This window comes from Clostridium sp. Marseille-Q7071 (assembly GCF_965112025.1).
Genome location: NZ_CBCOPR010000001.1, coordinates 1,056,665 through 1,069,282, shown reverse-complemented (window position 1 = coordinate 1,069,282; position 12,618 = coordinate 1,056,665). Strand labels below are relative to the sequence as shown.

At 30.3% G+C, this 12,618-nt stretch carries 13 protein-coding genes and 1 tRNA gene; all 14 read right to left on the bottom strand.

Annotation, left to right across the window (positions count from 1 at the left end; genetic code table 11):
- Positions 1-35: 35 nt before the first annotated feature.
- On the bottom strand, positions 36-557 hold the full coding sequence (nusG, locus tag ACWPW7_RS05010) for a transcription termination/antitermination protein NusG (RefSeq protein WP_454052606.1): 522 nt from the start codon (positions 555-557) through the stop codon (positions 36-38).
- 53 nt (positions 558-610) lie between these two features.
- Positions 611-835: a preprotein translocase subunit SecE gene (gene secE / locus ACWPW7_RS05005; RefSeq protein WP_454052605.1), complete on the bottom strand. Its 225-nt coding sequence runs from the start codon at positions 833-835 to the stop codon at positions 611-613.
- A gap of 37 nt (positions 836-872) precedes the next feature.
- Positions 873-1,022, bottom strand: a complete 150-nt coding sequence (rpmG, locus tag ACWPW7_RS05000) for a 50S ribosomal protein L33 (RefSeq protein WP_021285011.1) — start codon at positions 1,020-1,022, stop codon at positions 873-875.
- Positions 1,023-1,250: 228 nt separating this feature from the next.
- A complete protein-coding gene (tuf, locus tag ACWPW7_RS04995) occupies positions 1,251-2,444 on the bottom strand; it encodes an elongation factor Tu (RefSeq protein WP_454052604.1) in 1,194 nt (397 codons plus the stop codon).
- A gap of 102 nt (positions 2,445-2,546) precedes the next feature.
- Positions 2,547-2,622, bottom strand: a tRNA-Thr gene (locus ACWPW7_RS04990).
- Positions 2,623-2,738: 116 nt separating this feature from the next.
- Positions 2,739-3,389: an RNA polymerase sporulation sigma factor SigH gene (sigH, locus tag ACWPW7_RS04985; RefSeq protein ID WP_291560268.1), complete on the bottom strand. Its 651-nt coding sequence runs from the start codon at positions 3,387-3,389 to the stop codon at positions 2,739-2,741.
- Between the two features lie 65 nt (positions 3,390-3,454).
- A complete protein-coding gene (locus ACWPW7_RS04980) occupies positions 3,455-3,964 on the bottom strand; it encodes an NYN domain-containing protein (RefSeq protein WP_291560271.1) in 510 nt (169 codons plus the stop codon).
- An 18-nt stretch (positions 3,965-3,982) separates the two neighbouring features.
- The gene (gene rlmB / locus ACWPW7_RS04975) at positions 3,983-4,735 is read right to left on the bottom strand and encodes a 23S rRNA (guanosine(2251)-2'-O)-methyltransferase RlmB (protein WP_291560280.1); all 753 of its coding nucleotides are present in this window, start codon (positions 4,733-4,735) and stop codon (positions 3,983-3,985) included.
- Between the two features lie 149 nt (positions 4,736-4,884).
- Positions 4,885-5,691, bottom strand: coding sequence for an FAD-dependent thymidylate synthase (gene thyX / locus ACWPW7_RS04970; protein ID WP_454052603.1), 807 nt, complete (start codon positions 5,689-5,691; stop codon positions 4,885-4,887).
- A complete protein-coding gene (locus tag ACWPW7_RS04965) occupies positions 5,675-6,106 on the bottom strand; it encodes a Mini-ribonuclease 3 (RefSeq protein WP_039630637.1) in 432 nt (143 codons plus the stop codon). Before ACWPW7_RS04965 ends, thyX begins: the two co-directional genes overlap by 17 nt.
- A gap of 538 nt (positions 6,107-6,644) precedes the next feature.
- Positions 6,645-7,859 carry a threonine ammonia-lyase gene (gene ilvA / locus ACWPW7_RS04960; RefSeq protein WP_454055471.1) on the bottom strand — a complete coding sequence of 405 codons (1,215 nt, stop codon included), beginning with the start codon at positions 7,857-7,859 and terminating at the stop codon, positions 6,645-6,647.
- Positions 7,860-8,634: 775 nt separating this feature from the next.
- On the bottom strand, positions 8,635-10,350 hold the full coding sequence (locus tag ACWPW7_RS04955; RefSeq protein ID WP_454052602.1) for a proline--tRNA ligase: 1,716 nt from the start codon (positions 10,348-10,350) through the stop codon (positions 8,635-8,637).
- A gap of 328 nt (positions 10,351-10,678) precedes the next feature.
- The gene (ispD, locus tag ACWPW7_RS04950; RefSeq protein WP_454052601.1) at positions 10,679-11,374 is read right to left on the bottom strand and encodes a 2-C-methyl-D-erythritol 4-phosphate cytidylyltransferase; all 696 of its coding nucleotides are present in this window, start codon (positions 11,372-11,374) and stop codon (positions 10,679-10,681) included.
- Between the two features lie 8 nt (positions 11,375-11,382).
- Complete coding sequence (locus ACWPW7_RS04945) at positions 11,383-12,480, bottom strand: PIN/TRAM domain-containing protein (protein WP_291560659.1); 1,098 nt, start codon at positions 12,478-12,480, stop codon at positions 11,383-11,385.
- Positions 12,481-12,618 lie beyond the last annotated feature (138 nt).

Genomic DNA, 12,618 nt, shown 5'->3' with positions numbered 1-12,618 from the left:
GACTAAATCTATAATAAAGATCTTATCTTATAAGCCTAATCTAATTTTTCTATTTGATTAAATTCAAGTTCAACAGGGGTTTCCCTACCGAACATATCAACTAAACCTTTAATTTTGTGTTTTTCAATATTTATTTCTTGAATTAACACTGTGAAATTTTCAAACGGACCAGAAACTATCTTAACTTGTTCACCAATTTCCACATCTACAGTTACAGTTCTTTCAACTATTCCCATATTGTATACTTCATCCTCTGTTAGAGGAACGGGCTTAGATCCAGGTCCTACAAATCCAGTGACTCCTCTAGTATTTCTTACGATATACCACGAATCGTCTGTCATTACCATTTTCACCATTACATATCCTGGGAATACTTTTTTATAAGTTATTTTTTTCTTGCCATCCTTGATTTCAACCTGCTCTTCCATAGGAACTTGAATATCGTGAACGAATTCTTCAAGGTTTCTATTTTCTATAGCTTTTTCAAGGTTAGCTTTAACTTTATTTTCATATCCAGAATAAGTATGGACTACGTACCATTTAGCTTTACCTGTCATAGCTCAAGGGGTTTGAAGTTTGAAGTATCAATCCCCTACCTCCTTTTTTTGTATTATTTAAAGAACATTTTAAAGAGGTTATTGAAACCAGCATCCAACAAACCTACTAGAATCACATAAAGAAGACAAAAGCTAATTACAGCGGCAGCAGCTTTCTTTGTTTCAACCTTTGCAGGCCATGTTACTCTTTTGAACTCAGCCTTTAAGTCAACAAAAAACTGTACTATTCCTGCACGCTTTCTTTTCTCATTTGATTTTATATCAACTTTATTAGCCATATTTCTCACATCCCCAAAAATATATGATGTTCAAACATTACTTTGTTTCTTTATGAAGTGTATGTTTGTGGCAGAATTTGCAGTATTTTTGCATTTCTATTCTGTCTGGATTATTTTTCTTATTTTTCATAGTGTTGTAGTTTCTTTGTTTACACTCAGTACATGCTAAAGTTATTTTAACTCTCACAATCTACACCTCCTGCTCTACGAATCATTTATATCATGAAAGCTTTTTCTTACCTAATTACAACTTAATTTCAAAACTTTTGCTACCTAAATAATTTAACATAACTTATTATATATGTCAATAAATTAGTTATTGTCTTTGGTGGTAAGTATTACCTGTTTTGAAACTAACTATACCTCTTAAAAGGACCAGGTTAGAAACCTAGTCCTATACATTGATTTCTCTATATTATTTAATTATAGAAGTAACAACTCCTGAACCTACTGTTCTTCCACCTTCTCTGATCGCGAATCTTAATCCTTCATCCATTGCGATTGGAGTGATTAATTCAACGTTCATGTCGATGTGGTCTCCTGGCATTACCATTTCCATTCCGTCTGGTAATTTGATTGATCCTGTTACGTCTGTTGTTCTGAAGTAGAACTGTGGTCTGTATCCATCAAAGAATGGTGTATGTCTTCCACCTTCTTCTTTTTTAAGTACGTATACTTGACCTACAAACTTAACGTGTGGGTTTACTGAACCTGGTTTTGTTAAAACCTGACCTCTTTGGATGTCTGCTCTTTGCACCCCTCTTAATAATGCTCCTATATTGTCTCCTGCTTGTGCTTCATCAAGAAGTTTTCTAAACATCTCAACTCCTGTACAAACTACTTTTCTCTTCTCTTCGCTTAGTCCAACAAGTTCTATCTCGTCTCCAACTTTTAATATTCCTGTTTCTACTCTTCCTGTTGCAACTGTTCCTCTTCCAGTGATTGTGAATACGTCCTCTACTGGCATTAAGAATGCTTTGTCTGTTGCTCTTTCTGGAGTTGGAATATAGCTGTCTACTGATTCCATTAATTCCATTATGCATGCTGTCGCAGCTTCATCTGTTGGGTTTTCTAATGCTTTTAATGCTGATCCTGTTATTACTGGAATATCATCTCCTGGGAAGTCATACTCGCTTAATAATTCTCTTACTTCCATTTCAACTAATTCTAATAATTCTGGATCGTCTACCATATCTGCTTTGTTTAAGAATACTACTATGTATTGTACTCCTACTCTTGATGCTAGCAGTATATGCTCTCTTGTTTGTGGCATTGGACCGTCTGCTGCTGATACTACTAAGATTGCTCCATCCATTTGAGCTGCTCCTGTTATCATGTTCTTTACATAGTCAGCGTGTCCTGGACAGTCAACGTGAGCATAGTGTCTGTTATCTGTTTGATACTCAACGTGTGATGTATTGATTGTGATTCCTCTTTCTTTTTCCTCTGGTGCTTTGTCTATTTGGTCATATTTGAATGCCTCTGCAAATCCTCTGCTTGCTAATACTGTTGTGATTGCAGCTGTTAATGTTGTTTTACCGTGGTCAACGTGTCCTATAGTTCCAATGTTAACGTGCGGTTTGCTTCTTTCAAATTTTTCCTTAGCCATTTTTTATTCCTCCTTGATATAGGCTTAATTATTATGAATGAATAATTAATTAATTTACTCCTATAAACTCACCCTGGTGTGTTGCGTTTCCTTAAGTAAGTTTGGAGCCCATAACCGGGATTGAACCGGTGACCTCCACCTTACCAAGGTGACGCTCTACCTACTGAGCTATATGGGCATTAAAATATGATGTAGATTTATAAAAAAATCGCATCATACAAATGTTAAATGTATACTTAAATACTATATATCAGTTACTCATTATACTATATATATCCTTTTATGTCAACGCTATTACTTTCTTTTATCTAAGCATTTTTCCAATTTTCTTTTAACTCTTTGTAGAGCATTATCAATAGACTTAGCATGTCTGTCTAAGTCACAAGCAATTTCTTGATAAGATTTACCATCTAGATAAGACATGAGCACTTCCATCTCTAGATCTGACAACACTTCACCTATCTCATTCTCAATACTTTCTACTTCTTCTCTACTTATTACTAGTTCTTCTGGATCAGACACTTTAACTCCTGATATTATATCTAGAAGTGTTCTATCTGATTCTTCATCATATATAGGTTTGTTTAGTGATACATATGTATTTAATGGAATATGTTTTTGACGTGTGGCAGTTTTAACTGCCGTTATTATTTGCCTTGTAACACAAAGTTCCGCAAAAGCCTTAAAGGATGCTAACTTATCTGTTCTAAAATCTCTAATAGCTTTAAATAGCCCAATCATACCTTCTTGGTATATATCTTCTTTATCTGCACCAATTAAAAAATATGATTTAGCTTTAGCTTTCACAAAATTTTGATATTTACATAGCAAATATTCTAAAGCACGATTGTCCCCATTTCTAGCTTCAGCAACAATTTCCTCATCAGTTTTGTTCATAAACTGGGAATTTAACTCCTCATTGTCAACCCTTTTCTCCAAAAGCATCCCCTCCAAAATGAATATGGACTTAACTAAAATTATACATTATTATTTTAAAGCGTCAAGCTATATTACTTGCTTCGCCTTATTTTTTCTAGCTTTTCAGCTATTTCACTGTCAATCATATCTTCAAATAAATTTCTATCTTGCGAATAAGTTTTTTCATATTTTTTAGAAATCTTCTTATTAGCCTCCATAACGGTGTGATAAAACTCTAACGAAGATACTCTATTGGCTCCCCTTTGAAAAGTAACTTGTTGTTCAATAGCATCAGAAGTAACTACATAAACCTCTGATACTCTACCTATATTATTTACGGTTTTTTCAATATATAAGTCTGCTGTTTCTCCTTCTTTCGTAAAAACTACTGTGATATTTCCAATCCTCTCTTTCTTTTGAAGACTGCCTTTTACCATATGAGCATCGAAAACTATTATAATGTTATACCCCTTAAAGGAAGAATAGTTAATCATAATATCTATTAATTTTGTCCTTGCAGATTCATAACTATAATCCTTTATCGCTCTAAGTTCTGGCCAACTATTTATAACATTGTAGCCATCTATAAATATCTTTCTCAAGATTATATTAACAAAAGTCTATTTCAACTTTTGCTTCAACACCTCATACATTAGTATTCCACCAGCTACAGAAGCATTAAGCGAAGTTATTTGACCAACCATAGGAATTTTCATTAGCACATCACATTTTTCTTTAGTTAGTTTTGATATACCCTTTCCTTCACTTCCTATAACTAATGCTACTGCACCTTTTAAGTCCACATCATAACAATTCTCACCATGCATATCAGCACCATATATCCATAATCCTAATTCTTTTAACTCATCTATAGTGCTGTTAATATTCGTAACTTTAGCTATTCTCATATGTTCTGTAGCACCTGCAGAAGTTTTATAAACAATAGGAGTGACCCCTACATTTTTTCTTTTAGGAATTATAATTCCATGGGCTCCGCAAACTTCTGCCGTTCTTATAATTGAACCAAAATTATGAGGGTCTTCAATTTCATCTAGTATAATTAAAAATGGTTTTTCATTTTTTGAATTTGCATAATCAATAATTTCTTTTACATGATAATATTTATAAGCAGTAACTTTAGCTATTACGCCTTGGTGAGATCCTGTTAAAGACATAGAATCAAGCTTTACACGATCTACAGTTTTAACAACTACACCTTTTTCCTTTGCCAAAGCTAAAACCACATTAATAGAACCCTTAGTATCGCCTTTAGCAACTAATATTTGCTCTATAGTTCTATCAGATTTTAAAGCTTCAATTACTGAATTTCTTCCTTCAATAATATCTTCTCTTATTATTTCTTCATTGCCCATATTAGTTTTATTGTTATATTCTTTTTTAACTCTATCTCTACTGTTAGTTTTTTTATTTTCTTTCATATTTCAACCTCTTTCATAAACCTATTTAAATTTAAGTTATCTGTAATTATATCCAAAAGCATAACTTTAATTTATGTAGTTGTTTATAAATTAGAATATTTTTTCCTTACTGTCACAATTTCTCCACAGGTCATAGTACCTTCAGGGCAAGATCCCTTTATACAATTTGGTCCTCCATTTTTAAATAAAATAGGAGCTACTTTTTTTGCTTCTTTTAACATTGCATCTGCCATGTCTCTAATTTCCCATTGAGCTCTATTACAGCATCTATGTGCAAAAAAATGCATAAGCTCTCTTGCATTCATCGTAACAATAATTTTAGTTTCACAAGCATTAGGAAATACATATCTAGCATCTTCAATGGCCTTTTTCTGCGCTTGTGATTTTAGTTTTCTTAATACACGTTCTTCAACTTCTGATGTCGAATTTAAAGACTTCTCTCTTATATATTTATTTAAGCTTTCATTATAAATTTGTTCAAATAATATTTCTACAATTTCATCATAATATTCTTGGTCCTTTTTCATCGCTTCTATAAATATTTCTTTAGCTTTAGAATTATTTTCTATTGATGGTGGTATTATGTACTCAAAGGCATCCAACTTTACGTATCTTTGACTTTGTTGTGAGTATGAAGCAACTCTATGGCGTACTAGTTGATGAGTTAAACTTCTAGACACTCCTTCAATAGCAAAGGTAAAACTAACATGCTCAATAGGAGAATAGTGACCATAATTCATAAGCATACTTAAAAAGTTTTCTGTTTTTTCTTTATCTAATCCTTCTAATATTTCGTCTACTCCTACAGAGCTATAACAAAGTTTTGCTGCTGATGCAATAACCTTTTCTGGATTTGGTGTATGCTCAATTAATTTAACTTTCAAAGTCATTTTTATCCTCCTCGTATTTTACTATCTTACTTAATATATAATTAAGTTTTTCTTCCTTTTCACATAAATATAGATATCCTATAACCGCTTCAAAACCAGTAGCCCATCTATAATCAGCTACGTCTGAATTTTTAGGTGTATGAGATTTAGAATTTCTTCCTCTTTTAAAAATAGCCATTTCATCATCTTCTAAATCATCTATTATAATCTTCATATATTCACTTTGTGCTTTTGCTTTTACATAAGATACAGTTTTTACATGAACCTTATGCACATTAAGTCCTCTATTTTTTTCCACTAAATATGTTCTTATAAACACTTCATACACAGCATCTCCTATCAAAGCCAATACTAGTGGATTAAGTTGTTTTATCTCTTCTAGAGTGAATTTTCCCTTTAGTAATTGAAAGTTCATGTTTTTCTCCTTAACCTTATAGTTATTCAATTTTAATTATACACAGATATTTAAAATAATAACAGGTAATAAATGAATATTTTTAAAAATCATGACGAAATTTAGCCAATAAATTATAAATATATAAATTTAATAACAATACTAAAAACTTTGTATAATCTTCTTTTTATCTTTAATTCATATCCTCATTTTATTACAATGCAATACTTTTTCTTATGGCAAGAACCATTGAAAATATTTTTAAAATGACATATAAATTATTATAAAAAGGAAGAATTGGTAGTGATTTTTATAAGTCATAAAAATAAACTATCACTTTAATTATACTTACCTATTATTTTACTCTAATATAAATTTCCTTTAAATAAAAAATGTTTACAACAGTTTTAGAGTTTTTTAAAAACTGTTGTAAACACTTATATATCAAATATAATTTTTATTGTATATATTATAAATACCTTAAATAAGATAATTAATTAAAGATTTTTAAAATACTAACTATCTAATTCTCTTAAATGTATAGATTAATCTTAAAAGATTATTTATATATTTGTTCAAATATATATCCTTTTATTGCTAAGGCATTTTTTATCATTGCAGCATGTTCTTTTGATTCTGTTTCAATTTCTATTTCAATGTTTGTAAATTCAAGCCCTTTAGGATTCCAGTTTTTATCTTGTTTAATCTTTGCTACATTTCCACCTAACGTAGCTACTTCAGCAACTAACGCTCCCAATTGACCTATTTTATCTTTTAATTCAAATTGTAAAGTTATTCTTCTTTCAACTAGAACTAATTGTCTATCAATTAGTTTTGATATTGTAGCTATATCTATATTTCCACCACTTATAACTGCAACAACATTTTTACCAGCATTTTTAATTTTTCCTGTTAATAATGCAGCTAAGGAAACAACTCCTGCACCTTCAGCTATAACCTTATTTCTTTCCATTAGTGCAAATATTCCATAGGCGATTTCATCTTCTGTAACTGTTACTATCTCATCAACATACTCTTTTATTATTTCAAAAGTTTTATCTCCTGGAGTTTTAACAGATATACCATCTGCTAATGACTTTGAACCTTCAACTGTAACAACTTCCCCTTTTTCTAAGGATGCTTTGCTTGAAGCAATTATTTCTGCCTGAACTCCTATTATCTTTACATCGGGCTTTATAGCTTTAGCTGCTACTGCAATCCCTGCTATAATTCCTCCTCCACCAATTGGAACTATTATAGTATCAACGTCTGATAAATCTTCAAAAATTTCAAGAGCAATTGTTCCTTGTCCTGCTATTACATGTTCATCATTAAATGGGTGTAAAAATGTTGCTCCCGTTTCCTTTTGTACTTCTACTGCTTTAGCATAACATTCATCGTAAACTTCACCATGTTGTATAACCGTTGCTCCATAGTTCTTTGTAGCTTGAACTTTTGCAAGAGGTGCTGTTAATGGCATACATATTGTAGACTTAACACCAAATATAGTTGATGCATATGCAACTCCTTGAGCATGATTCCCTGCTGAAGATGCAACAACTCCCCTAGCTCTTTCTTCTTCTGTTAATGATGCAACTTTATTATAAGCTCCTCTTAGTTTGAAAGAACCAGTTTTTTGTTTATTTTCACATTTTAAATACACTTCATATCCAGTATCTTTTGAAAACGTACTGGAATGGAATAAAGGTGTCTTTCTTACAACTCCCTTTAAACTTTCCTGTGCCTTTTTTATGTCAGATAATGATAATGTTATACTCACTATTTTCTCTCCTTTTGTTTAAAAGTTTATATTAAATTAACAAAAAATTTAAAATATAATAATTAGTCAAAAGTTCTGAAGATATTTCATGTTAATAAAAATTAATTTTCTATAGATAATAATAAATAAGTATCTATAGAAAATTATAATTTAACATAGTAGAAAACATATAAGAATATGCTATAGTATTTTTTCAATATATTTAATATATATAGATGGACGAAGTTTAATGTTAATGTATATATTAATGCAAATTCTTTTTTTGCTGTTTTAATTAGAACTGTTAAATTCACAATGCACAATTGCAGATATTAAATACATTAGCTAATACCTTAATTTTATTATTTATCTCCATTATTCTAGTTAAGCAAATACATATTATTCCGAACTATACTACACCTTAGAGGAACCCTTATACATTTGAGAGTTGACGATTGACAATTGAGAATTATTGATACTTCTCTTATAAAAGAGAAGTTCTAAATTTATTTCTTTTCAAAGTGATGCAGTCACTTTTATTGAAAAATCTATTTGAAGAAATTAATTTGTAAGAATTAATCTCCACCACAATTGTCAATTTTCCATTGATTAAGTCCCCCAAAGGTGAGAAGCTAGCAATACATTGCTAGAAAAAATTTGTTTGAGAAATCAATTTATAAAAAATTAATTTCAATCATAATTATAAATTTTGCGTTATGAATTGTGAATCAAAATAAACATAACATTTATTTTCATATACATATCAGTTCTAATATTATATATATATACATTATTTTATAGTAAGTTTATTATATTCAAATTCTCTCTTAACTCTTTCAACAACATTTTCTAATTCAATTAATTCAAGATCTTCTTTAGTTCTAAGTTTAAATTCTACAAGTCCTTCTGATATCTTTTTACCCACAGTTATTCTCATAGGTATTCCTATAAGTTCAGAATCCTTAAACTTAACTCCTACCCTTTCATTTCTATCATCTAGAAGAACATTAGCTCCTAGAGATTTTAATTCCTTATATAATGTCTCTGCTGCTTCAACCTGCGCTGAATCCTTTATTACCGCTGGAACAATAACTACATGGTATGGAGCAATTTCTAGTGGCCATGTTATACCATTTTCATCATGATGCTGTTCTATGATAGCTGCCATTGTTCTATTTATACCTATACCATAACATCCCATAATCAATGGCTTATTTTTACCTTCTTCATCTATAAAATTAGCACCCATAGCATCTGAATATTTAGTTCCTAATTTAAATATATGACCTACCTCAACGCCTCTAGCAATAGTAATACCTCCACCACATTTCGGACATTTATCCTCATTAGTAACTTTTCTAAAGTCTCCTACTATCCCTTCAAAATCTCTTCCATAATTAACATTTTTAAGATGATATTCTGTTTCATTAGCTCCAACTACAAAATTGTACATTTTAATAACTTCTTCATCTATAAATAGCATATCAACCTTTATTCCAATAGGTCCAGCAAATCCAATTTCAGCATTTGTTGACTTATTAACAGTTCCACTATCAGCTAATGAAAATTCTAATACTCCACCTAATGCATTTATAACTTTTGTGTCGTTAATTTCTCTATCTCCTCTTACCATAACAGCAACTACTTTATCATCAGCCTTATAAATTATAGTTTTAGCTAATTTTTTCTTTTCTATATTTAAAAATTCTACTAGCTCGTCTATAGTTTTTGAGTGTGGTGTATAAATTTTTTCAATCTCATTTAATTCTTCTTTTTCTTGCATTTCAGCTAAAGCTGATGCTTTTTCCATGTTAGCACCATACTTACAACAGTTACAAAAAACTATCTCATCTTCTCCCACTTCAGATTTAACCATAAACTCAGCAGAACCTGAACCACCCATAGCACCAGAATCTGCTTCTACAGGACTGAAATCTAATCCACATCTTGTAAATATGTTATGATAAGCATGATACATTTTTTCATAAGCTATATCTAATCCTTCATTATTTTTATCAAAAGAGTATGCATCTTTCATTATAAACTCTCTAGATCTCATAACTCCAAATCTTGGTCTTCTTTCATCTCTATATTTAGTCTGAATTTGATATAAATTTAAAGGTAATTGTTTATAAGATTTTATTTCATTCCTTGCAAACTCAGTAAATACTTCTTCATGTGTTGGTCCTAAGCAGAATTCTCTTTCATTTCTATCTTTTAGTTTAAACATTTCAGGTCCAAAAACATCCCATCTGCCTGATTCTTTCCAAAGTTCAGAAGGAAGTAATGCTGAAGCTAAAAACTCTTGTGCACCAGTTTTATTCATTTCTTCTCTTACTATATCTTCTATATTTTTTAAAACTTTAAGTCCTATAGGCATATAATTGTACACACCTGAAGCTAATTTTCTTATCATTCCAGCTCTAAGCATTAACTGATGGCTTAAAATTTCTGCTTCTGCTGGAACTTCTCTTAATGTTCCTAAAAACATATTTGATAATCTCATTGTAAATCACTCCTTAATATCAACATATTTATTATCATAAAGGTTTAAAATAATTTTAGACACAAAAAAACTCACCCTAGTTTTAGGGCGAGTTAATATCGCGGTACCACCTAAATTTGTACTCTCTTTTGATAACGGTATACTTACCGGTAGTTTTGCTACTGCTCAGAAGTAGGTTCAAAATTGGTAAAAATCTTTCAGCCATGGATTTTCTCTCTGTATGTTAATTTCTACTAGTCTTCCTCATCACAACTTAAATATTAAATTATATTTACAAGAAAATACTATACAATTTAAAATTTATACTGTCAAGAGGATATAAATATTTTTATGGCATTATTAGATTTTCCAGAATTTTTTCTCCTATAATTAAATCCTCTGTAGTAGTAATTTTTATATTATTGTAGTTCCCTTCATATAAATAAACTTTATATCCATATTGCTCTACTACCATGGTATCATCTGTAACTGATATATTGTCTTTATTTACTTTCTTATGACAATTTAAGATGATATCATATTTAAAGCTTTGAGGGGTTTGGACTGCAAAAAGAGTCTCCCTATCTGGAGTGTTTATAGAAAAACCATATTCATTTTTAACTTTAATTGTGTCTTTAGGTTTAACTCCACATGCAACAGCTCCATATTTTTCTGCATACATAATACCAGTATTTATAATATTATTATCAACAAAAGGCCTTGCACCATCATGAATTATTACTATATTACAATTTTTTATAGCTAATAGTCCATTTAATACAGAATGTTGCCTTTCTTTTCCACCAGAAACTATGGAAGTAACTTTCTCAAACCTATATTTTTCTATAATTTCTTTTCTGCAATACTCTATTTCATCTTTGGCAGCTACTAAAATAATTTCATCAATTAAATTACAATTCGAAAAAGCTTTTAGAGTATAATATAAAATAGGCTTTTCTTTCATTTCAAGAAACTGCTTATTTTTATTTGCTCCCATTCTTTTGCCTTTTCCCGCTGCCAATATCACGGCTACGTTTTTATTCATATATCCTCCTAAAGCATTTCTTTAGCTTTAGCAAAAATCATTCTACCTGCAGCAGTTTGAAGCACTGATGTTACAACTACTAATATAGTTTCTCCTATATAACTTCTACCTTCTTCAACAACTATCATTGTACCATCATCAAGGTATGCAAGACCTTGACCTGACTCCTTACCATCTTTAACAATTTGAATCTTCATTTCTTCTCCTGGAAGAACTACAGGCTTTATTGCATTAGCAAGTTCATTGATATTTAATACAGAAACTCCTTGAAATTCAGCTACTTTATTAAGATTATAATCATTAGTTATAACCTTACCATTTAAAAGCTGTGCAAGTTTTAGTAACTTAATATCAACCTCTGGTATCTCAGGGAAATCTCCCTCCCATATTTCAACTTTTATACTTAATTCTTTTTGTATTTTATTTAATATATCAAGTCCTCTTCTTCCCCTATTTCTTTTAAGTCCATCTCCTGAATCAGCTATATGTCTTAATTCATTTAAGACAAAGTTAGGTATTACTAGTACACCTTCAATGAACCCCGTTTGGCAAAGATCAAATATTCTTCCATCAATAATAACAGAAGTATCTAATACCTTTGCACTTCCTTTTGGTATGTTTTTATGTTTAGCCTCTTTATTTGGTGATATTCTTTTTAAATTGGAAAGTAGTGATAAAATATCTTCTTTTTTTCTAACTGCGACATCTGCTGATACTACGACAATTACTAAAGTTACTATAATCGATATAATTGTGTAAATCACTGATGTACTTTTAATCAAACTTGAAAGCAGTACGGATACTATTAATCCTAAAACCGCTCCAATTGCTCCTAATAACATGTCTGCTGTAGGTACTTTTTGTAAACTCTTCTCTGTGTAATCTATAGCTCTCATTATAAGCTTAGTAACATATGAGGATAAGAAATAAAATAAAACTAAGAATGCTAAAACACAAAATATAATAAATAAAATTCCTTTTAATGGCGAGTTATTAAGTATGCCAAGGCCTACTATAAATTCTGTTCGACTAATCCAAGTTCCTATTATATATCCTAAGCTTCCTCCTGCAATAGTAATAAGAGCTCTTAATATATTTTTCAACAAGAGATTCACCTCCCTATTTGATTATTGACAAATTATTAAAATACTATCCTATTTATAATAATATATATTATGAACAAATTTATTGCAATAAGTTATCACATTCTTAATAAAATATTAATTGAAAACCTTTAATTCTTA

Coding starts and splice junctions, on each gene's coding strand:
- nusG (WP_454052606.1), bottom strand. CDS start 557: ATGACAGGTAAAGCTAAATGGTACGTAGTCCATACTTATTCTGGATAT.
- secE (WP_454052605.1), bottom strand. CDS start 835: ATGGCTAATAAAGTTGATATAAAATCAAATGAGAAAAGAAAGCGTGCA.
- ACWPW7_RS04965 (WP_039630637.1), bottom strand. CDS start 6,106: ATGAACTTTCAATTACTAAAGGGAAAATTCACTCTAGAAGAGATAAAA.
- ispD (WP_454052601.1), bottom strand. CDS start 11,374: ATGAATAAAAACGTAGCCGTGATATTGGCAGCGGGAAAAGGCAAAAGA.
- ACWPW7_RS04955 (WP_454052602.1), bottom strand. CDS start 10,350: ATGAGATTATCAAATATGTTTTTAGGAACATTAAGAGAAGTTCCAGCA.
- tuf (WP_454052604.1), bottom strand. CDS start 2,444: ATGGCTAAGGAAAAATTTGAAAGAAGCAAACCGCACGTTAACATTGGA.
- sigH (WP_291560268.1), bottom strand. CDS start 3,389: ATGCTTTTGGAGAAAAGGGTTGACAATGAGGAGTTAAATTCCCAGTTT.
- thyX (WP_454052603.1), bottom strand. CDS start 5,691: ATGACTTTGAAAGTTAAATTAATTGAGCATACACCAAATCCAGAAAAG.
- rlmB (WP_291560280.1), bottom strand. CDS start 4,735: ATGGGCAATGAAGAAATAATAAGAGAAGATATTATTGAAGGAAGAAAT.